This is a genomic window from Pseudomonas sp. PDM04, assembly GCF_014851765.1.
In the GTDB taxonomy this organism is placed as follows: domain Bacteria; phylum Pseudomonadota; class Gammaproteobacteria; order Pseudomonadales; family Pseudomonadaceae; genus Aquipseudomonas.
Window position 1 is genome coordinate 158822 of sequence record NZ_JACVAI010000008.1, and the last position, 20987, is coordinate 179808.

Annotated in this window: 19 protein-coding genes; 12 read left to right on the plus strand and 7 right to left on the minus strand. The window is 62.9% G+C overall.

Translation table 11 applies throughout. The features are described from left to right. Nucleotides 1–30: 30 nt before the first annotated feature. Nucleotides 31–2547 carry an ATP-dependent helicase HrpB gene (hrpB, locus tag IB249_RS27340; protein ID WP_192309149.1) on the minus strand — a complete coding sequence of 839 codons (2517 nt, stop codon included), beginning with the start codon at nucleotides 2545–2547 and terminating at the stop codon, nucleotides 31–33. A gap of 109 nt (nucleotides 2548–2656) precedes the next feature. Here hrpB and IB249_RS27345 point away from each other — a divergent pair, with 109 nt between their 5' ends. Both IB249_RS27345 and IB249_RS27350 read left to right on the plus strand, forming a co-directional pair. Further along, nucleotides 2657–3076 carry a polyribonucleotide nucleotidyltransferase gene (locus IB249_RS27345; protein WP_192309151.1) on the plus strand — a complete coding sequence of 140 codons (420 nt, stop codon included), beginning with the start codon at nucleotides 2657–2659 and terminating at the stop codon, nucleotides 3074–3076. Nucleotides 3077–3103: 27 nt separating this feature from the next. After that, nucleotides 3104–4003 carry a cation diffusion facilitator family transporter gene (locus IB249_RS27350; protein ID WP_192309153.1) on the plus strand — a complete coding sequence of 300 codons (900 nt, stop codon included), beginning with the start codon at nucleotides 3104–3106 and terminating at the stop codon, nucleotides 4001–4003. On the opposite strand, the gene IB249_RS27355 is transcribed toward IB249_RS27350, so the two are convergent. Continuing rightward, entirely contained in the window at nucleotides 3997–5013 is a 1017-nt protein-coding gene (locus IB249_RS27355) for a DUF6515 family protein (protein WP_192309155.1), read from the minus strand. The two genes, IB249_RS27350 and IB249_RS27355, sit on opposite strands and share 7 nt — an antisense overlap. 438 nt (nucleotides 5014–5451) lie before the next feature. On the opposite strand from IB249_RS27355, the gene IB249_RS27360 reads away from it, so the two are divergent. Both IB249_RS27360 and IB249_RS27365 read left to right on the plus strand, forming a co-directional pair. Beyond that, nucleotides 5452–5931, plus strand: a complete 480-nt coding sequence (locus IB249_RS27360; protein ID WP_007937367.1) for an Lrp/AsnC family transcriptional regulator — start codon at nucleotides 5452–5454, stop codon at nucleotides 5929–5931. Nucleotides 5932–6105: 174 nt separating this feature from the next. Further along, entirely contained in the window at nucleotides 6106–6315 is a 210-nt protein-coding gene (locus tag IB249_RS27365; RefSeq protein WP_192309157.1) for a DUF2788 domain-containing protein, read from the plus strand. Here the strand turns inward: IB249_RS27365 and IB249_RS27370 are convergent. The 4 genes from IB249_RS27370 to IB249_RS27385 all read right to left on the minus strand — a co-directional run bounded on the left by IB249_RS27370 (nucleotide 6310) and on the right by IB249_RS27385 (nucleotide 12702). Further along, nucleotides 6310–6945 carry a pseudouridine synthase gene (locus IB249_RS27370; protein ID WP_225607219.1) on the minus strand — a complete coding sequence of 212 codons (636 nt, stop codon included), beginning with the start codon at nucleotides 6943–6945 and terminating at the stop codon, nucleotides 6310–6312. The two genes, IB249_RS27365 and IB249_RS27370, sit on opposite strands and share 6 nt — an antisense overlap. A gap of 68 nt (nucleotides 6946–7013) precedes the next feature. Beyond that, nucleotides 7014–8513, minus strand: coding sequence for an AMP nucleosidase (gene amn / locus IB249_RS27375; RefSeq protein ID WP_192309381.1), 1500 nt, complete (start codon nucleotides 8511–8513; stop codon nucleotides 7014–7016). A gap of 88 nt (nucleotides 8514–8601) precedes the next feature. Then, nucleotides 8602–10248, minus strand: coding sequence for an acyl-CoA dehydrogenase family protein (locus IB249_RS27380; protein WP_192309159.1), 1647 nt, complete (start codon nucleotides 10246–10248; stop codon nucleotides 8602–8604). A 72-nt stretch (nucleotides 10249–10320) separates the two neighbouring features. Continuing rightward, complete coding sequence (locus tag IB249_RS27385) at nucleotides 10321–12702, minus strand: hybrid sensor histidine kinase/response regulator (protein WP_192309161.1); 2382 nt, start codon at nucleotides 12700–12702, stop codon at nucleotides 10321–10323. Nucleotides 12703–13007: 305 nt separating this feature from the next. Between IB249_RS27385 and IB249_RS27390 the strand changes: the two genes are divergently transcribed. From IB249_RS27390 to IB249_RS27405, 4 genes are all read left to right on the plus strand, one after another. Next, nucleotides 13008–13805, plus strand: coding sequence for a hydroxymethylpyrimidine/phosphomethylpyrimidine kinase (locus IB249_RS27390; protein ID WP_192309163.1), 798 nt, complete (start codon nucleotides 13008–13010; stop codon nucleotides 13803–13805). An 18-nt stretch (nucleotides 13806–13823) separates the two neighbouring features. Further along, nucleotides 13824–14447 carry a thiamine phosphate synthase gene (thiE, locus tag IB249_RS27395; RefSeq protein WP_192309165.1) on the plus strand — a complete coding sequence of 208 codons (624 nt, stop codon included), beginning with the start codon at nucleotides 13824–13826 and terminating at the stop codon, nucleotides 14445–14447. Between the two features lie 16 nt (nucleotides 14448–14463). Further along, a complete protein-coding gene (gene hemL / locus IB249_RS27400) occupies nucleotides 14464–15747 on the plus strand; it encodes a glutamate-1-semialdehyde 2,1-aminomutase (protein ID WP_192309167.1) in 1284 nt (427 codons plus the stop codon). Nucleotides 15748–15973: 226 nt separating this feature from the next. After that, the gene (locus tag IB249_RS27405; RefSeq protein ID WP_192309169.1) at nucleotides 15974–16528 is read left to right on the plus strand and encodes a tetratricopeptide repeat protein; all 555 of its coding nucleotides are present in this window, start codon (nucleotides 15974–15976) and stop codon (nucleotides 16526–16528) included. Between the two features lie 106 nt (nucleotides 16529–16634). Here IB249_RS27405 and IB249_RS27410 read toward each other — a convergent pair whose 3' ends face one another. Further along, nucleotides 16635–16964 (minus strand): DUF1820 family protein, encoded by a 330-nt coding sequence (locus tag IB249_RS27410; protein WP_027617776.1) that lies wholly within the window; start codon nucleotides 16962–16964, stop codon nucleotides 16635–16637. Nucleotides 16965–17099: 135 nt separating this feature from the next. On the opposite strand from IB249_RS27410, the gene miaB reads away from it, so the two are divergent. The 4 genes from miaB (at nucleotide 17100) to IB249_RS27430 (ending at nucleotide 20977) form a co-directional block, all read left to right on the plus strand. After that, on the plus strand, nucleotides 17100–18434 hold the full coding sequence (gene miaB / locus IB249_RS27415; RefSeq protein WP_192309171.1) for a tRNA (N6-isopentenyl adenosine(37)-C2)-methylthiotransferase MiaB: 1335 nt from the start codon (nucleotides 17100–17102) through the stop codon (nucleotides 18432–18434). A 203-nt stretch (nucleotides 18435–18637) separates the two neighbouring features. Then, on the plus strand, nucleotides 18638–19645 hold the full coding sequence (locus IB249_RS27420; protein ID WP_192309173.1) for a PhoH family protein: 1008 nt from the start codon (nucleotides 18638–18640) through the stop codon (nucleotides 19643–19645). Beyond that, nucleotides 19638–20132 (plus strand): rRNA maturation RNase YbeY, encoded by a 495-nt coding sequence (gene ybeY, locus IB249_RS27425; RefSeq protein WP_192309175.1) that lies wholly within the window; start codon nucleotides 19638–19640, stop codon nucleotides 20130–20132. The genes IB249_RS27420 and ybeY overlap by 8 nt, the downstream gene beginning before the upstream one ends. Nucleotides 20133–20137: 5 nt before the next feature. Continuing rightward, nucleotides 20138–20977: an HlyC/CorC family transporter gene (locus IB249_RS27430; RefSeq protein WP_017340984.1), complete on the plus strand. Its 840-nt coding sequence runs from the start codon at nucleotides 20138–20140 to the stop codon at nucleotides 20975–20977. Nucleotides 20978–20987: the final 10 nt, after the last annotated feature.

Below are 20987 nucleotides of genomic sequence, written 5' to 3' on the forward strand. Positions count from 1 at the left end.
GGCTCGCTCACACAGGGGCAGGCAACGGGACTATTTGCGGGGCTTGATCCGTGCCGTGGCCTCCGCCACAAGGGGATCATCCGGCCAGTAATGCTTGGGATAGCGCCCCTTCAAATCCTTCTTCACCTCGGCATAGGTACTGCGCCAGAAGTTCGCTAGATCCTGCGTCACCTGCACCGGCCGCCGCGCCGGGGACAGCAGGTGCAACTTCACCGCCTGTCGCCCGCCAGCAATGCGCGGGGTTTCGGCGAGGCCGAACAGCTCTTGCAGGCGCACCGCCAGAATCGGCGGTTGCTCACTGTAATCCAGGCGAATGGACGACCCCGACGGCACGCTCAAATGATGCGGCGCCAGTTCATCCAGGCGTTGCGGCAACGGCCAGGGCAGCAAGTTGCGAACAATGTTCGACAGGTCCAGGTTGGCAAAGTGACTGAGCCGCGACACCTTGCCCAGGTACGGCAGCAACCAATGTTCAAGCCCCTTGAGCAACGCCCCGTCACTGACGTCCGGCCACTCGCTTTCGCCCTTGCCGTCGAGGTCCAGTTGGCGCAGCAACGCGACCCGTGCCTGCCACTGGCGCAACTCCGGCGTCCACGGCAACAGCTCCAGGCCCTTGCGCCGCACCAGATTGACCAGCGCCTGGCTGCGCGCGGTTTCATCCAGCCCGGTCAAGGGCTCACGGCTGAGAATCAGCTCCCCGACCTTGCGTTGACGCTCGGCGCGCAACACGCCTTCGCGCTCGTCCCAGTCCAGTTGATCGACCACCCGCACCTGCTCGGCGAGGACCGAATCGAACAACGCAGGATCGAAATCCGCCGCCAGGTAGATCCGCTCCTCACGCTGGCCCTGACGACTGCCAAGGTCGGCGATCACCAGCCACGTTTGCTTCATCAGGCTGTCGGCTTCGGCGAACAACGCGGCACGCCCGTTGGCCAGGCGATACTCCGCGCCCCCTGCGCGTCGTTGCTGAGCCACGCGGTCGGGGTAGGCCAGCGCCAGCAAGGCCCCCAGCCAGCGTGTGTGGTCCGGATCGCTCACCGGTTCGCACGCCCTGCCCCGCAGATACCCGCGATATTGCCGCGCCAGTTGCCGGGCGCGCTGCACACCGCCCTGGGCGCCACGCGTGGCCCGTTCCTCACCGGACAACAGCGCCAGCCGACTGTGCAGATCGGCCCCCGCACCGCGCAGAATGTCGCGCTCGCCCAACAATGCCGCGACCTCGCAGGCCATGTCGGCCAGGCCGAGCGCCTGCCCGCGCAACAATAAATGCGCGATACGCGGGTGCGCCGGCAGTTCGGCCATCGCCAGCCCGTGACGGGTCAGCGCTTCACCGTCCCGTGCGCCGAGGCGCTCGAGCAGGTCCTGGGCCTGGGCATAAGCGGCCGCTGGCGGCACGTCGAGCCACACCAATTGTTCCGGCGCGACGCCCCAGCGACCGAGTTGCAGCGCCAGGCCGGCCAGGTCCGCGGCAACGATTTCGGCGCTGGCATACGCCGCCAGTTGCTCGTGCTGATCCTGCGACCACAAGCGATAACACACACCGGGCTCCAGCCGCCCGGCCCGGCCCGCACGCTGCGTGGCACTGGCGCGGGAAATGCGTTGCGTGTCCAGACGCGTCATGCCGCTGCCCGGATCGAAACGCGGCACCCGCGCCAACCCGGCGTCGATCACCACGCGCACGCCGTCGATGGTCAGGCTGGTCTCGGCGATGTTGGTCGCCAGCACCACCTTGCGTTTGCCGGCCGGGGCGGGATCGATCGCGGCCCGTTGCGCGGCCAGGTCCAGCTCGCCGTGCAACGGACACAGGAGAACGGATGTGCCCTCGCCCAACGCATCCGCCACCTGTTGATGCACGCGGCGGATTTCCGCTTGCCCCGGCAGGAACACCAGCAGGCTGCCGGTTTCGTCGTTGAGGGCTTCGAGGATGGTTTGCACCACGCGCGGCTCGATGAATTCGCCGGGCTGGAACGGTCGCCCCCAGCGCATCGCCACCGGGTACATGCGCCCTTCGCTGCGCAGGATCGGCGCGTCGTCGAGCAACCCGGCCAGGCGCTCGCCTTCCAGCGTGGCGGACATCAGGAGAATCTTCAGCGGCTGCTCATCACGAAACAGCTCCCGCCCGTTCAGGCTCAGGGCCAGGGCCAGATCGGCGTCGAGACTGCGTTCATGGAACTCGTCAAAGATCAGCAAACCCACGCCGTCCAGCGCCGGATCATCCTGCAAGCGCCGGGTGAGGATGCCTTCGGTGACCACTTCGATGCGCGTGTTGGGACCGACCTTGCTGTCGAGCCGGATACGATAACCGACGGTTTCGCCGACCTTTTCCCCCAGCTCACTGGCCAGCCGTTCCGCCGCCGCCCGCGCGGCCAGGCGCCTTGGCTCGAGCATCAGGATGGTCTGCCCGGCCAGCCAGGCCTCGTCGAGCAGGGCCAGGGGAACGCGGGTGGTCTTACCCGCGCCGGGCGGTGCTTCGAGCACGGCTTCATGGCGTGTCGCCAAGGCTTCACGCAGGGCGGGTAAAACTTCATCAATCGGCAAAGAAATCATGCTGGCTCCCAAACAGAGTCGCGAGTATAACGGCGAACTGCCCGGTGTTCGTCGCGGTCCTAACTCATACCGACGATGCTTCGTTTTTCCAGATGACAGGAGTTTTCCTATGCGTATTCCCTTTCGCCTGATTGGCGGTGTACTGGTGGCGACCCTGCTGACCCAGGTGACGGCGTGCGGTTCGATTTTCTACCCCGACCGCCGTGGCCAGATCGACGGCAAGATCGACCCGGCGATTGCCGTGCTCGACGCCGTCGGCCTGCTGTTCTACATCATCCCCGGCCTGATCGCGTTTGCCGTGGACTTCGCCACCGGGGCGATCTATTACGCGCCCGGCGAGACCGCCCATGTCGCGCCGGAAAAACTCAAGGAAGCCATCGGTGCCGACGGCAAGGTCGATACCCATAAACTGCAGACGATCCTGGAAACCGAGCTGGGCCGCAGCTTCCCGCTGGACGACCCGCGCCTGATCCAGCACAAGGGCAGCCCGCAGCAACTGGCCATGCTTGGCCTGCAACCGGCTGCCTGATCCAGCCCCGAAAGGATAACCGCCCCTATGGTTTCGAGCTCCGAACACGCCCGCCTGCTGCGGCTGGCCACCCGCGCCTCGGTGGCCGTGGCGTGCACCCTGGTGGTCGCCAAAGCCATCGCGTGGTGGTTGAGTGGCTCGGTGAGCATGCTGGCCGGGCTGACCGATTCGGCCCTCGACGGCGTCACTTCGCTGCTCAACCTGCTGGCTGTGCACTACGCGTTGCGCCCTGCCGATGACGATCACCGCTATGGCCATGGCAAGGCCGAGTCACTGGCGGGCATGGCGCAGGCTCTGTTCATTGGCGGCAGTGCGACGCTGATTGCCTTCCAGGCGTTCGAGCGGCTCAAGCACCCTGAGCCGGTGGGCGCGCCGTGGATCAGCATCGGGGTGATCGTGTTCTCGCTGGTGCTGACCCTGGGCCTGCTGATGCTGCAGCATCGGGTGGTCAAGGCCACCGGCTCGAATGCCGTGCGCGCCGATTCGCTGCACTACCGCTCCGACATGCTGCTCAACGGCAGCATTCTGGTCGCGCTGGTGCTGGCCGGGTTCGGCTGGCATCAGGTGGACGCCTGGTTTGGCCTGGGGATCGCCGCGTACATCCTCTGGAGCGCGATCCAGATCGCCCGGGAAAGCTTCACCGTGCTGATGGACCAGGAACTGCCGCCGGACGTCAGCCAGCACATGCTCGAACTGGCGTGCAGCGTCCCGGGGGTGTTGGGCGCGCACGACCTGCGCACACGGGTCTCGGGCAATCAGTGGTTCGTGCAATTGCACCTGGAGTTGCCGGGGGAATTGACCCTGTCAGTCGCCCACGGCATCAGCGATCAAGCCGCCGATGCGATTCACGCCGCTTACCCGCGAGCCGAAGTGCTGGTACACGCCGACCCGCAGGAAGTGGTGAAGGCGGCCCGGGCGGCTCAGTAAGTCACCTGATAACCGCGACTGCCCAGGCAGTCGCCCTGGGCCTGACGGTAGGTTTGCACCACCGCAGGCGCGGGCTGGTAGGTGGCGGTGCGCGGATCGAAACCGCTCTGCTGCACGGCGTACTGGTAGCACTCGTAGCCGTCCTGGTTGACCTGTTCCGGCGACTGGCCGTTGGCCGGATAGGCCACCACGTCGTAGCCGTTGCCGGCCTGAGGCGGCGGTTGCACCGGGGGTTCGACCACCACGTAATCCTGGGTCGTTTCCTGATAGGCGTAGTACGAACCGGCCGCGAGGAACAGCAGCGCGCCGCCGATCCAGACTTCACGGGCGTAATCCGGCAGGTAACGGGTACGGATCCCGCGCGGCGGCTGCACCACCACATAACGCGGGCCGAGCGGACGGTACCAGTAACCGCCTGAGTAGAAGTAATCCTGACCGCGATAGGGCACGCGGTAGTCGCGGTCCGGGAAGCGGTCGATCACGTGGCCTGGCCGGTACTGCGGGCCAGGGCCCCAGCCATTGCCGTGTCCGCTCGGGCGACCTGCCCAGGCATGATCATCGGGACGCGGACCGTTGTTTTGCCAGTGCTGGTTGTAATCGTTGCGCCGAGGCACATCCTGATAGTAGCCACGCTGGGGCTGCTGGGTCTGGCGCACGCTGTCGGGCCGCCCCTGGATCGGCAGATCGTTGGCCGGCAATTGTGGCGGCGGCGGTGGCGGCCGAACGGGGTTGTTGAAATCTCGCGGCGGGTTGTTCTGCCCGCCATTGCGCGGCTGGCCGTTGTTCTCGAACTGACGACTGTTATCGCCCCGGATGATGTCATTGTTCTGCGCACGCGGCTGATTGTTGCCGCCATGCCCCTGATTATTGCCCTGACGGCCGTCGCCGCGCTGCCCGTTTTCCGGACCCCGGTTCTGCGGCTCATCGGCTTGCGATTGCGCAGTGACACCGACCCCCACACCAACAATCAGCAAACCAACTCCGGCCAAACGCCAGATGCGCGACTTCATGCTTATCCTCACTGCGGGTTAGGGCTTGTACGTAAGACTGGGAAAGCACAGGCCGGTTCTGCAACAGGTTATCAGTCACGAAACATATTTATTGAGGGCGCCGGCAAGAAATCCCGGGCAAAAGAAAAGGGAGACCCGTCGGCCTCCCTTTGAGAACTTCGTCCGTGCTCGACGCTTTTGACGTCGGCTCACCTCACGCCGTCTTCTGGACAGTGTGCAGCTCGGGGGCCGGACACATCCCCTGTGGGGGTGGCGGCCGCGACTGGCCTGATTGGGCGAGTCGCCGTGGACTGTTTGTCCGAGCAGTGATTCTGGTGATAAGGATAGGCCCGCGACGCCGACAAAGGATTGCGAAGATTGCTCAAATAAACATGACTTGCGCAATTTTTAACCCTGGATAGATAATCTGCCGCAATTGATACGACAAAGGCCTGATTGATGAGCAAACTCGACCGATACGACCTGAGCATTTTGGCGGAATTGCAGCGCGACGCGCGCATTTCCAACCAGGAGCTGGCCGAACGCATCGGCCTGTCGCCGTCGCCGTGCTCGCGGCGGGTCAAGCAACTGGAGGACGACGGCTACATCTCCCGCCAGGTGGCGCTGCTGGACCGCAAAATGCTCGGCCTGAGCCTGACGGCCTATGTGCTGATCGGCATGGACCGGCATACGCCGGAGCGTTTCGAAAACTTCGAAGCGGCGATCCGCACCTTGCCGCAGGTGCTGGAATGCAGCCTGGTGACCGGGATGGACGCCGACTACCAGCTCAAGGTGGTGGTGCCGGACATGGACCACTATCAGAAATTGCTGCTGGGTCACCTCACCCGCATTGAAGGCGTGACGAGCGTGCGCTCGAGCTTCGTGTTGAACCAGGTGCTCAACAGCACCGAGCTGCCGTTGACTCACCTGCGTAGCTGACAACGCCATCGCCCACAGAGACGGCGGCGCCCCTGTGGGAGCGCGCCTGTTCGTGTTGAAGGCCGCACAGGCGACGAATAGCTGCGACACGCTGCCGCAGGTCAATGCTGCGCCAATCCAGCATGGCGTATACTCGCCCCGCCTTTTTAGCCGCAACCGCGCTGGAGATGTTTGATGGATCCTGCACTGTTTGAAGAGTGGATGATGACCGGACTGGTCAGCATCCTGATCATTTTCATGGGTTTCATCGTCTGGGATCTGGCGAAAAAATCCAAGGCCGGGCGCTTTGGCTCGTTCATCCTGTTCTTCGTGCTGGGCCTGGGCGTGGCTGCGTTCGTGATCAAAAGCGTGGTCATCGGCCTGATCGAAACCGGTACGTTATAAACGCGCCGGCACTTCCTTCCACTGTCCCTGATCGAGCCCCTCGATCGACCAGTCGCCGATCCTGACCCGCACCAGCCGCAGCGTGGGCAAGCCCACCGCCGCCGTCATGCGTCGCACCTGGCGGTTACGCCCCTCGCGAATCACCAGTTCCAGCCAACTGGTCGGCACACTTTTGCGAAAGCGCACCGGCGGGTTGCGCGGCCACAGTTGCGGTTCCTCCAGCTGCCGCGCCTGCGCGGGCAAGGTCATGCCGTCGTTCAATTCGACACCCTCACGCAACTGCTGCAACTGCTCGGCGCTCGGCTCGCCTTCCACCTGCACCCAATACGTCTTGGACAGTTTGTGTTTCGGGTCGGCAATCCGCGCCTGTAACTGACCGTCATTGGTCAACAACAGCAAGCCCTCGCTGTCGCGGTCCAGCCGCCCTGCCGGATAGATCCCGGGGATCGCAATGAAATCCTTGAGCGTCGCCCGCCCTTCGCCGTCGCTGAATTGCGTCAGCACATCGAAAGGTTTGTTGAACAGGATCAGCTTCGGTTCGGCCGGGGGGGCCTTGGCGACCCGACGCGGGGCGGATGACGGGGTGTTCGCGCCAGGGCGGCGGGACACGGGGCGTTGAGGACGGGACATAAGCACAGGTACATCTGACGGTCAGGGCTGCCCATGCTAGTGCCCCGACCGACAAATGGCCATGGCCGTCAGCGGAACGGCGGCTCGTCGAAACTGCGCAATTTGCGTGAATGCAGCGAGTTGAGCTCGGTGCGCAGCAGGTCCACCGCCTCGATACCGATCTTCAAGTGCTGGCTGACCGCGCGCTGATAGAACGCGTTGGCCGAACCCGGCAGCTTGATTTCGCTGTGCAGCGGCTTGTCCGAGACACACAGCAACGTGCCATACGGCACCCGCAGGCGATAGCCCTGGGCGGCGATGGTGCCGCTTTCCATGTCCACCGCCACGGCACGGGACAGGTTGATCAACGGTCGCTCCTGGGCCCAGCGCAATTCCCAGTTGCGGTCGTCGTAAGTCAGCACGGTCCCGGTGCGCAGGCGCTTTTTCAGTTCGTCGCCCTTCTCGCCGGTGACGTTGGCGGCCGCCTGCTGCAAGGCCATCTGCACTTCGGCCAGGGCCGGGATCGGAATATTCGGCGGCACCACCCGGTCAAGAATCCCGTCGCGCCGCATGTAGGCGTGGGCCAGTACGTAGTCGCCGATGGTCTGCGACTGCCGCAGGCCGCCGCAGTGCCCGATCATCAGCCAGCAATGCGGGCGCAGCACCGCAAGATGGTCGGTGATGTTCTTGGCGTTGGACGGGCCGACACCGATGTTCACCAGGGTCACGCCATGACCGTCGGCGGCGATCAGGTGATAGGCCGGCATCTGGTAACGGTGCCAGACCACGCCCGCGGCAATCGCCGAGGCTTCGCCATGGTCCATGCTCTTTTCGATGATCACGTTGCCCGGCAGCACCATGCGCACGAAACGTGGATCGCTGCGCAACTGCTCCAGGCCATGCACGATGAACTGGTCGACATACCGGTGGTAGTTGGTCAGCAGAATCCACGGCTGCACATGGCGCCAGTCGCTGCCGGTGTAGTGCACCAGGCGGCGCAGGGAGAAATCCACCCGCGCGGCATCGAACAGCGCCAGCGGCAGTGGATCGGTGTTTTCCCAATCGTACAGGCCGTCGGCTATGCCGTCGGTGGCGGCGGACAGATCGGTGCTGGGGAAAACCCGCGCCAGCACCGCGGCGGTCACGCCGGAACCGGCCAGCTCATCGCCCTGCTCGACCACGTACGGATAAGGAATGTTCTGCTGGCTGATGCCGACTTCCACCGTCACGGTGAAGTCGTGCATCAAGGGCACCAGTTGCTCCAGCAGGTATTTGCGGAAAGCCGCCGGGTGGGTGACGGTGACGCTGTAGGTGCCCGGCAACTGGACCTTGGCATAGGCCCGCGTGGTTTGCGGGACTTCGCCCTGACAGTGGTAGGTCAGACGCAGCTCAGGATAACGAAACATCGCACGCTGTTCGGCGTCCGGCTCAATACGGTCCTTGAGGTAACGCATGAGCGCCTGGTTCAGCGCGGTGGTTGCACGATTGTGCAAGTACGCAAGCCGATCCACGGCTTGCTCGGCGGTTTGGACGACAATAAAAGCTTCGGTCACGATCAGCATCCTGTGTTCTGACTTGCAGAGCTTCATCTTGCCTGCATCGTCGCCCCACGGGAACAGTGGCGTGTCGCCCAAAGACCAAGTCCTACCCGCTCCACCACGCTTTGATCCGCGTTGTTTACAGAGGTGGCGTCGAGCGGGCGACGATGGCTTCAACCTCCAGCCCTCGCGGCAACGCCCCATACACCCGGCCCGTCGCCCCCAGGCGGCTGGCGATAAAGGCATCGCTGACCGGCGAATTCCCCGCCTCCAGCAACAGCTTGGCCTGCAACCCCAGGGCAATGTCTTCGGTCAACTGCCGCGCCCGGTATTGAATGTCGCCGGTATCCCTGAAGGCGGCGTGCAACTGGTCGATGTGCGCCGCCAGACGTTTATCGCCGTGCCCGTCACCCAACTCGCTGAACAGCACGTCAAGCACGCCGGGCTCCTTCGACAGCGCCCGCAGCACATCCAGGCATTGCACGTTGCCTGAGCCTTCCCAGGTCGAATTGACCGGCGCCTCGCGGTAAAGGCGCGGCAGGATGCTGTCTTCGACATAGCCGGCGCCGCCCATGCATTCGGCGGCTTCGTTGATCATGGCGGGCGCGCGCTTGCAGATCCAGTATTTGCCCACCGCCGTCACCAGGCGGGCGAATTTCGCTTCATGCGAGTCACCCGGATGATCCAGCGCCTTGCCCATGCGCAGGCTCAGCGCCAGGGCCGCCTCGCTTTCCAGCGCCAGATCGGCGAGCACGTTCTGCATCAACGGCTGCTCGCTCAGGCGCTTGCCGCCGACACGGCGATGGGCGCAGTGATGGCTGGCCTGGGTCAACGCCTGGCGCATCAGCGCGCTGGACCCGACCATGCAATCGAAACGGGTCATGGCGACCATCTCGATGATGGTTGGCACGCCCCGCCCTTCTTCGCCGATCATCCACGCCAGCGCACCGCGAAACTCGACCTCGCTGGAGGCGTTGGAGCAGTTGCCGAGCTTGTTTTTCAAACGCTGGATGTAGAACTGATTACGTGTGTCATCCGGGCGGTGGCGTGGCAGCAGGAAACAGGTCAAGCCCTTGTCGGTCTGCGCCAGGGTCAGGAAGGCATCGCACATCGGCGCCGAGCAGAACCACTTGTGGCCCACCAGTTCGTAGGCCTGGCCCGGACCGCTGGGGCCCACCGGATAGGCTTTGGTGGTATTGGCACGGACATCGGTGCCGCCCTGCTTTTCGGTCATGGCCATGCCAAGGGTGACACCCGCCTTGCGGGCCATGCCGACATTGCGCGGATCGTATTCGGTGGCGAGGATTTTCGGCAGCCACTGTTCGGCCAGGTCGGGCTGCAGGCGCATCGCCGGCACACTGGCGAAGGTCATGGTCAGCGGACAGCCGCTGCCGGCTTCGGCCTGGCTGTGCAGATAGGTCATGGCGGCGCGGGCGACATGGGCGCCGGACTGCGGATGCGTCCACGGCAAGGAGGTCAGGCCGTGCTCGACCGCCGTGCGCATCAATTCGTGGTAAGCCGGATGGAATTCCACCAGGTCGATGCGATGACCGTAGCGGTCATGGCTGGCGAACACCGGCTTGTTCTGATTGGCCAGAAAGCCCGCTGCCATCAGCGGCCCGCCGGCCAGTGCACCGTAGGCGTCGATGCGCGCCTCGGCCCACCCCGCCCCGAAACGCCGTGACCACTCCTGCAAAGGCAGGTCGATGCGGTACAGGTTGGTGCCGTCCAGCGAGGGGGGCTGGTTGGTGACTTCGTGGGTTTCGGCGAACTGATGCAGGTTCATGACGGGGCTCCTTGGGTCAGCCAGGGGTCCAGTTAAGCACTGCCCCGAAGCCGAACAAAGTGGCATATCCGCCTAACTGTCGGCGCTTTCGCCCTGTTGTGGACAGAGCACCCGCCGATACAGGGCCGCCTGCAAGTCTTCGAACTTCACCGGTTTGCTCAGGTAGTCGATCAAGTCTGCGGTCACGCAACGCTCCCGGTCGACGTTCAGCACAATCATGAACACCGGCACGTGCTCACAGCCCGGCAAGGCGCGAATCTGGCAACACAGCGATACGCCATTCATCTGCGGCAGCTCGCTATCGAGCAAGACCGCGTCGAACGTTTCACGGCGCAGGAAATCCAGCGCGGCGACGCCGTCGTCGGCCGTGCGCACGCGAAACCCGAGCTTGAGCAACATTCCGCGCATCAGCAATTGATGGATGTCGTTGTTATCCACCAGCAGCACGGTGCAGTCCTGAGGCAGGCGCAGGTGTGGGAGATCGCGCATCATCGGCGTTGCGACAGGCTCGGCCAGCGGCACCTCGAATTCGACATCGAGCTGGAAGCGGCTGCCGCGCCCGGGCTCGGAGCGATGGGTCAGTTGCCCGCCGAGCAAGTCGACCAGTTGCCGGCAGATCGCCAGGCCCACACCCAGCCCGCCGTGCTCGCGGGTCATCGAGCCGTCGAGCTGGAAGAAACGCTGGTAGAGCGTCGCCTCGCCCAGATCGGTGAAGCCGATGCCGGTATCGATGACCGCGAAGGACAACGCCAGCCGCCCCGATGCCACGGGTTTGCCCGTCACCCTCAGCGCCACGCCGCCCACCCGGGTGAACTTGATCGCGTTGTCCAGAAGGCATTCCAGGCATTGCGCCAACTTGCTGCTGTCGCCGTGTACCCGGTCCGGCAGGCCTGGCGCGACATCGACCTTGAAGTCCAGCGACTTGCCCGAGGCATTGCCATCGAATTGCATGCGCAGGGCATCGATCACGCTGCGCAGGCTGAACGTCGACGCATTGGCCTTGAGCTTGCCGGCCTGCAACTCGGTGAGGGTCAGGATGCCGTTGACCATGCGCATCATGTCCCGCGCGGAACCGGCGGCGGTTTGCTGGTACTGTTCGAGCTCGGGGTCCATCTCGACGGTTTGCATCAACTCCAGCGAACCGATCACGCCGTTCATGGGCGTACGCAACTCGTGGGTCAGCGTGGCGAGGAATTCGTCCTTGAGCTTGTTGCCGTGTTCCAGTTGCTGGTTGAGCACTTCGAGCTTTTGACCGGCGTCGAGCAAGGTTTGCGCCTGTTGCTCGCGCATGGCGTTGATGCGGTCGGCCAACGCCAGCGACAGCAGCGCCACCTCGATGGCCGAGCCGATCTGGCTGGAATACATGGTCAGGAACACGTTCGGCAGGTAACCCAGCACCATCAGCGTGTTGACGATGCCGCCGAGCAGAAACGCCGACCAGGCAATGATGAAGTAGCGCGCCACCCGCAGGCCGCGCCACCAGGAAAACAGCCCGGCGGCGAAAATCACCACGGTGAACGTCAGCGCCAGTGCCGTGGCCAGGCGCAGGGCCAGGGCGTAACTGGTCATCAAGGACAACCCGATCACCAGGGCACCGAACGCGATCAGCGCCAGCAACAGGCGATCGAGCCAGCGACTGAGCGTGGCGGTTTGCAGGAAGCTGCGGGCGAACTGGCTGCCGAACAACCCGGCGCAGCCTATGAAGAACGGTGTGGCGGCGTTGGCCCACCAGGGGTTGTTCGGCCAGAAATACTGGACCGCCGCGCCATTCACCGACAATTGATACAGGCCGAACGAGGCGATGTAGACAATGTAATAGAGGTAGCTGGTGTCGCGCACACTCAGGTAGATGAACAGGTTGTAGACCAGCATCCCCAGCAACACACCGTAAATCAGACCCAGCACGTAGAGCCGGACCGGTTGTTCCTCCAGAAACGCCGTGCTCGACCACAACGTGACCGGCGCCTGGATCGAGCCTTCGCTCTGCAGGCGCAAGTACACGGTTTGCGCCTGACCCGGGGTGAAGCTCAGGTCGAACAGGTAGTTGTTCTGGCGAATTTCGCGACTGTCGAACGGCAAGGCGTCGCCGGTCTGACGGATCAGGTGATAGGTACCCGCCGCATCGGGCAGGTACAGGTCAAGCCGGTCGAGAGGCGGATAGGCCAGTTCCAGCAACCAGGTGCGCTGGGCGGCAGGATTGATCGGGCGGTAATGCAGGTCGATTTTCAGCCAGAACGCCGAGCGCGAGTAACCGGCATTGAGGGTGGCCTTGTCGTGGGGCTTGAAGTGCCCGCTCGCGGCTTGCGCCAGCACCTCGTCGATGGTCGCCTGGCCATCGGCGTCTTCGAACACTTGCAGGGTTCGGCCCAGGGGCAGGCTTTGAGTGAACTCATCGAATTCAACTGCGCTGGCCATAAGGGGCAAGCAAAACAGCAACATCAGCAAATAGCGCATTGAAGCCCCAGCGTGGCCTGTCCGGTTAATCTCAAAAAGCCCCTCATTCCCTTTGAGTAGACGTAAAACCGGCATTACCTGTTATTGGTTTGGATCCACTCTAGCATAGCCGTTGATGGCCATTGAACACCATTGAAACATTTCCCGAAAAGGCTCTAGTACGGGCGTTCCAGCGACGCACAAAGGAGCAGAATTGTTTAAATGGTCAGGTTACAACAGTGCATCGGCCGTCAGGCGCATTCCTGTAGGCCGCCGCGAGGTCACTCCCATGACTCGCTGGGCGACTGGTGGTAAGCTCGCGCACCATGAATATCTACAGCTCTCGCCCTGTTGTCCTCTGTCTCTCCGGCCACGATCCCAGTGGTGGCGCCGGCTTGCAGGCAGATATCGAAGCCCTGCTCGCCCAGGGTTGCCATGCGGCTCCGGCCGTCACCGCCCTGACCGTGCAAGACACGGTCAACGTCACCGACTTCCGCGTTCTCGACCGCGAGTGGGTACTGGCCCAGGCCAATGCCGTGCTCAACGACTCCGACGTCGCGGCGGTCAAGCTGGGCATGCTCGGCTCACTGGAGATGGTCGACACCGTTGTCGAACTGCTCCAGGCGCAGGCGCATTTGCCGGTGGTCTGCGACCCCGTGCTGCGCGCGGGCGGCGGCGGACGACTGGGCAAGGGTGAAGTCGGTTACGCCATGCGCGAACGCCTGCTGCCCCTGTCGATCATCGCCACGCCCAACCTCCCGGAAGCGCGGATCCTCGCCGAACTGCCCGAAGGCACGGCGGACGAATGCGCTGAAAAACTCCTGCCGTTCGTCAAACACCTGCTGATCACCGGCGGTCATGGCGAAGAAAGCGAAATCCACAATCGCCTGTACAGCCGCGACGGTCATCGCGAAACCTTCATCTGCCAGCGCCTGCCCGGCAGTTATCACGGTTCCGGCTGTACCCTGGCCAGCGCCCTCGCCGGTCGTCTGGCCCAGGGCGAAAATCTCGCCAGCGCCGTACAGACTGCACTTAACTACACGTGGCGTACCCTGCGCGATGCCGAACAGCTGGGCAAAGGCCAGTTCGTTCCGCGTCGTCTTCCGCTGGATTTCTGTTCGTAACGCCATGGGGCTTGTCCGATGAAACTACGCGGCCTTTACGCCATTACCGACAGCCAGTTACTGGCCGGTAAATTCCTGTCGTACGTGGAGGCGGCGCTCGAAGGCGGCGTCACCCTGTTGCAATACCGCGACAAGAGCGATGACGGAGCCCGCCGCCTGCGTGAAGCGCAGGCCTTGCGCGACCTGTGCGAACGCTACAAGACCCATTTGATCATCAACGACGATGCCGAACTGGCCGCGCGCCTGAACGTCGGCGTGCACCTGGGCCAGACCGATGGCCCGCTGTCGCCGACCCGCGCCCTGCTCGGATCCCGGGCCATCATCGGCTCGACGTGCCACGCACAACTCGAGCTCGCCGAACAGGCAGCCAGGGAAGGCGCCAGTTACGTCGCCTTCGGGCGCTTCTTCAATTCCAGCACCAAACCCGGGGCACCGAGCTGCAGCCTCGAATTGTTGGACCAAGCCCGCCGCCAACTGCACCTGCCGATCTGTGCGATCGGCGGTATCACCCTGGACAACGCCGCGCCGCTGGTGGCCCACGGGGTCGATCTGCTGGCGGTGGTCCACGGCCTGTTTGGCGCCCAGAGCACGACTGAAGTCACCCGTCGCGCCCGCGCCTTCAACGAATTACTGAAAGTCTGATATTGAGAGCCCGACCATGTCTCGTTCCGAAACACTGTTTGCCAATGCCCAGAAACACATTCCCGGTGGCGTGAACTCGCCTGTCCGCGCCTTCAAGAGCGTGGGCGGCACACCGCTGTTCTTCAAGCACGCCCAGGGTGCCTACGTCACCGACGAAGACGACAAGCGCTATGTCGACTACGTCGGTTCCTGGGGCCCGATGATTCTCGGCCACAGCCACCCGGACGTTCTGGACGCGGTGCGCAGGCAGCTGGAACACGGCCTGTCCTACGGCGCCCCGACCGAGATGGAAACCCAGATGGCCGATCTGGTGTGTTCGATCGTGCCGTCGATGGAAATGGTGCGCATGGTCAGCTCCGGCACCGAAGCCACCATGAGCGCGATTCGTCTGGCTCGTGGTTTCACCGGTCGCGACAGCATCATCAAGTTTGAAGGCTGCTACCACGGTCACTCCGACAGCCTGCTGGTCAAGGCCGGCTCCGGCGCACTGACCCAAGGCGTGCCCAGCTCGGCAGGCGTGCCGGCGGCGTTCGCCCGGCACACCCTGACCCTGCCGTTCAACGACATCGACGCCGTCGAGGCGATGCTCGCCGAAGTCGGCCAGGAAGTGGCGTGCATCATTGTCGAGCCGGTGGCCGGCAACATGAACTGCGTGCCGCCGGCGCCCGGCTTCCTCGAAGGCCTGCGCAGCCTGTGCGACAAGCACGGCGTGGTGTTGATCTTCGACGAAGTGATGACCGGTTTCCGTGTCGCCCTCGGCGGTGCGCAGGCGCATTATGGCGTCACCCCGGACCTGAGCACCTTCGGCAAGATCATCGGTGGCGGCATGCCGGTCGGCTGCTTCGGCGGCAAACGCGAAATCATGTCGCACATCGCGCCACTGGGCCCCGTCTACCAGGCGGGCACCCTGTCAGGTAATCCGCTGGCGATGGCCGCCGGCCTGACCACCCTGCGCCTGATCAGCCGCCCCGGCTTCCATGACGAACTGAGCGACTACACCAGCCGCCTGCTCGATGGCCTGCAACAAAGGGCCGATGCCGCCGGCATTCCGTTCGTGACCACCCAGGCGGGCGGCATGTTCGGCCTGTACTTCAGCGGTGCCGACGACATTGTGACATTCGATGACGTGATGGCCAGCGACGCGAACCTGTTCAAGCGCTTCTTCCACCTGATGCTCGAAGGGGGCGTGTACCTGGCGCCAAGCGCGTTCGAAGCCGGTTTTACCTCGATCGCCCATGGCGAAGCCGAGCTGAAGCTCACGCTGGATGCCGCCGAGCGTGCATTCGCCGCCTTGAAATAAACGCAGTGCCGCTGACGTTGGCGATTGCCAGCGTCAGCTTCTACCTACATACACGCGTATTTTCCTACCGATCTGCCGATAATCCCCCGCAAACCGGGAGATATATTCCCCGCGCAGCAGAAAAACGAGTAAAGACTTTGTAAGGTTGGCCCTGCTTATTTCATAATGCGCGCTTATTGGATCCCCTCGACGGGTCCGCGTGCCCTTCAGAGGTAAGTCGATTCCCATGAACCGCACCGGCCGCATCCTTGCACTGGGCTGCCTGTTGCTCCTTCAACCCCTGCTCGCGCTCGCACAAGCAGGCGGTAACTCGTTGTTGATCCCAGCGATGGGTCGCTGCACCCTCAATACCCAGCCGCAAGACCTGGAACAGGCGCTTGCTGCCTGCCAGAAAGCCTCGGATGACGGTGATGCCCAGGCGCAATACGAGCTGGGCGAGTTCTATTACGCCGGTACAAACACCTCGCGCGATCTCAACAAAGCCCTGAGCTATTTCGAAAAGGCCTCGCTGCAAGGCCACGCCCAGGCGCAGTTCAAACTCGGCACCATGTTCTTCCACGGCGAAGGCGTACCGGCCAATAACGTTCAGGCGTATATCGTGCTGAAAATGGCAGCGGTCAATGGCGCCGAAGATGCGCTGGACACCGCCGATGAGGTCGCCGAGAAAATGCCTCGGGAAGAACTTGAAGTCGCCACCCAGGTGCTGGGGCAGATCTTCCGCAAATACCTGATGGAATTGCAGAGCGCCGATGGGCGTACGCCTTTCGCCCCGTTGCCTTGATTCTGTAAAGACCTTTCTCGCCCTATCGTGAGCAAGCTCACTCCCACAATGAGTTGCACGGTGCGGGAGCGAGCCTGCTCGCGATGAGGGCGACTCGGTGTCAGCCTTACTTCTCAGGCATCGGCATCGGAAACGGCATCACATTGCCGACGCCGCCGCGGGCTTCGCTGATTTTCGGTGTGCCAAGGCGTTCGACTTCGTCGATGCGCACAATCGAATGCATCGGCACGAAACTGCGCACCACACCTTCGAACTGCGCCTTGAGCTTCTCTTCGCTCGGGTCGACGACCACTTGCGTGCGCTCGCCAAAGACGAACTCTTCCACTTCCAGAAAGCCCCACAGATCACTTTGATAGATCTGCTTGGCGTACATTTCGAACACCTGGCCCTGGTTGAGGAAAATCACCTTGTAGATTGGAGCTTCACGTTTGGTCATGGCAGGCGAGCAACACATCGGGGGATAAAAATGAGGGCGCGAACTATAGCATAGCCACCGGACGCACAGCGGTAGGAACCTGGGGACATGTTCCCTATAATGCGCGGTTCTTTGAATCACGTGATGACTGTATCCATGGCCAAGAAGCTTTACATCGAAACCCACGGTTGCCAGATGAACGAGTACGACAGCTCGCGCATGGTCGATCTGCTGGGTGAACACCAGGCCCTGGAAGTCACCGCTCGCGCCGAAGACGCCGACGTGATCCTGCTCAATACCTGTTCCATTCGCGAACGCGCCCAGGACCGGGTGTACTCGCAGCTGGGTCGCTGGCGCGAACTGAAACTGGCCAATCCCGACATGGTGATTGCGGTCGGCGGTTGCGTGGCCAGCCAGGAAGGCGCGGCGATCCGCGACCGCGCCCCCTACGTCGACGTGGTCTTCGGCCCCCAGACACTGCACCGCCTGCCTGAGATGATCGACGCCGCGCGCATCAGCAAACTGCCGCAGGTCGACGTGTCGTTCCCGGAAATCGAAAAATTCGACCACTTGCCCGAACCGCGCATCGACGGCCCGAGTGCCTATGTGTCGGTCATGGAAGGTTGCAGCAAGTACTGCACATTCTGCGTGGTGCCCTACACCCGCGGCGAAGAAGTCAGCCGGCCGTTCGATGACGTGATTGCCGAGATCATCCACCTGGCCGAGAACGGCGTGCGCGAAGTGACCCTGCTTGGGCAGAACGTCAACGGCTATCGCGGCACCACCCACGACGGGCGCGTGGCGGACCTGGCCGAACTGATCCGCGTGGTCGCGGCCGTCGACGGCATCGACCGGATTCGCTACACCACGTCCCATCCGCTGGAGTTTTCCGACAGCCTGATCCAGGCCCACGCCGACGTGCCGGAGCTGGTCAAGCACCTGCACTTGCCGGTGCAATCGGGCTCCGACCGCATCCTCGCGGCGATGAAGCGCAACCACACGGCGCTGGAATACAAGTCCAAGTTGCGCAAACTGCGCGCCGCCGTGCCGGGGATCTGCATCAGCTCGGACTTCATCGTCGGTTTCCCCGGCGAGACCGAGAAAGACTTCGAACAGACGATGAAGCTGATCGAAGACGTCGGTTTCGACTTTTCCTACTCGTTCGTCTACAGCCAGCGTCCGGGCACGCCTGCCGCGGATCTGGCCGACGAGACACCGGAAGCCCTGAAAAAAGAGCGCCTCAATGCCCTGCAACATCGCCTGAACCAGCAGGGTTTCGAGATCAGCCGACAAATGGTCGGTTCGATCCAGCGCATCCTGGTCACCGATTACTCGAAAAAAGACCCCGGCGAGCTGCAGGGCCGAACCGAGAATAACCGGATCGTCAACTTCCGCTGCGACAATCCAACCCTGATCGGACAGTTCGCCGATGTGCACATTGATTCCGCGCAGCCGCACTCGTTGCGGGGCTCGCTGATCCAACAACACTGAAAACCCGATGTGCGAGCGAGCCGGCTCGCGATGACGGTCTGACATTCGACACATCAGTCGCCTGCCAAGCCCCCTTCGCGAGCAGGCTCGCTCCCACAGGGGGCAGGGTGTTTGATCCAGGACCATTTAAGAGCTTTCGCACCCGCGCCGCTGGCGTTATCCTTGATTTCATCTTAATTGCCCCAGGGCGGCTAAATACGACCTTGAACGCACCCATAGAACCACATCGTTTTATTCTCGAGCCCTTTGAGGCCCGCCGCTTCGCCAATCTGTGCGGGCAATTCGACGAGCACCTGCGCTTGATCGAACAGCGCCTGACCATCGAGATCCGCAACCGCGGCAATCAGTTCGAGCTGATCGGCGATCCCAAGCACACCACCTCCGCGGAAAACCTCCTGCGCCGCCTGTACCGTGAAACCAAGGGTACCGAGCTGTCGCCGGACATGGTTCACCTGTTCCTGCAGGAATCGGCCGTCGAAGAGCTGGACAACGTCTCCCCCGCCGAACCCTCCGTGGCCCTGCGCACCAAAAAGGGCATGATTCGCCCACGCGGCTTGAATCAGTTGCGCTACGTGAAGGAAATTCTCGGTAACGACATCAACTTCGGCATCGGCCCGGCCGGTACCGGCAAGACCTACCTGGCCGTTGCCTGCGCGGTCGACGCATTGGAACGCGAGCAGATCCGCCGCATCCTGCTGGTTCGACCGGCCGTTGAAGCCGGCGAGAAACTGGGCTTCCTGCCCGGCGACCTGTCACAGAAGATCGACCCCTACCTGCGCCCGCTCTACGACGCTCTCTATGAAATGCTCGGCTTCGAATACGTCGCCAAGCTGATCGAGCGCCAGGTGATCGAAGTCGCGCCCCTGGCCTACATGCGCGGTCGAACGCTGAACAACAGCTTCATCATCCTCGATGAAAGCCAGAACACCACCGTCGAGCAGATGAAGATGTTCCTGACCCGGATCGGCTTCGGCTCCACGGCGGTGATCACCGGCGACATCACCCAGGTCGATTTGCCCAGAGGCACCAAGTCCGGGCTGCATCACGTGATCGAAGTTCTGAAAGACGTACCGGGCATCAGCTTCACGCACTTCCAGCCCAAGGACGTCGTGCGCCATCCGCTGGTGCAGCGCATTGTCGAGGCCTACGAGCGTTTCGAAACCCGTGTGGCCGAAGATGCAGCCGCCAAGGATAGCCGCCGCGATGCTTGAGCTTGACCTGCAAGTCGCGACCCAGGCGCCCATCCCGAGTGAAGACGATTTCCGCCAATGGTGTGAGCTGGCCCTGCGCCAGCGCAGCGCCGACTCGGAGATCACCCTTCGCCTGGTCGATGAGGCCGAGGCCCGTGAGCTCAACCGCACCTGGCGGCAAAAGGACTACGCCACCAACGTCCTGTCGTTTCCGGCCGATGTACCCGACGAGTTTCTTGATATCCCGCTGCTGGGCGATCTGGTGATCTGCGTGGCGGTGGTCGAGCGCGAAGCTGCCGAACAGGGCAAGGAACCCAAGGCGCATTGGGCCCATCTGGTCATCCATGGCTGCTTGCATCTGCTGGGTTACGACCATATAGATGACGACGAAGCCGAAGAAATGGAAGCGTTGGAACGCACCTTGCTAGCCCAGTTGGGCTATCGCGATCCGTACGCGGACGACGAAATTGAACCATCCACTATCGTGACAACAAAGGATTCAGAGTAATCGCTATGAGCGAAGATCGATCGAGCAACGGGCAGAAGTCATGGCTGGGTAAGCTCACCCAGGCTTTTGCCCACGAGCCGAAGAACCGCCAGGAGCTGCTGGAGCTGCTGCGCGATGCGCATCAAAACAAGTTGCTGGACAGCGAAGCGCTGGCCATCGTCGAAGGCGCCATCCAGGTGGCTGACCTGCAAGTACGGGACATCATGGTCCCGCGCTCGCAGATGATCAGCATCAAGGCGACCCAGACACCCCGCGAGTTCCTGCCCGCCGTGGTCGACTCGGCCCACTCCCGCTATCCGGTGATCGGCGAGAGCCACGATGACGTGATGGGCGTACTGCTGGCCAAGGACCTGCTGCCGCTGATCCTCAAGGAAAACGGCGACAGCTTCAACATCAAGGACCTGCTGCGCCCGGCCACCTTCGTGCCCGAGTCCAAGCGCCTGAATGTGCTGCTGCGCGAGTTCCGCGCCAACCACAACCACATGGCCATCGTCATCGACGAGTACGGCGGCGTGGCAGGCCTCGTGACCATCGAGGACGTGCTGGAACAGATCGTCGGCGACATCGAAGACGAACATGACGTCGAGGAAGACAGCTACATCAAGCCCCTGCCCAGCGGTGATTTCCTGGTCAAGGCGCTGACGCCGATCGAGAACTTCAACGAGTTCTTCGACAGCGAGTTTTCCAACGATGAGTTCGATACGGTCGGCGGCTTGGTGATGAGCGCGTTCGGTCACTTGCCAAAACGCAATGAAATCACTGAAATCGGCCCGTATCGTTTCCGCATCCTGAACGCCGACAGCCGTCGGATTCACTTGCTGCGCCTGACCCCCATCGCCCGCTGACCCCAAGGAT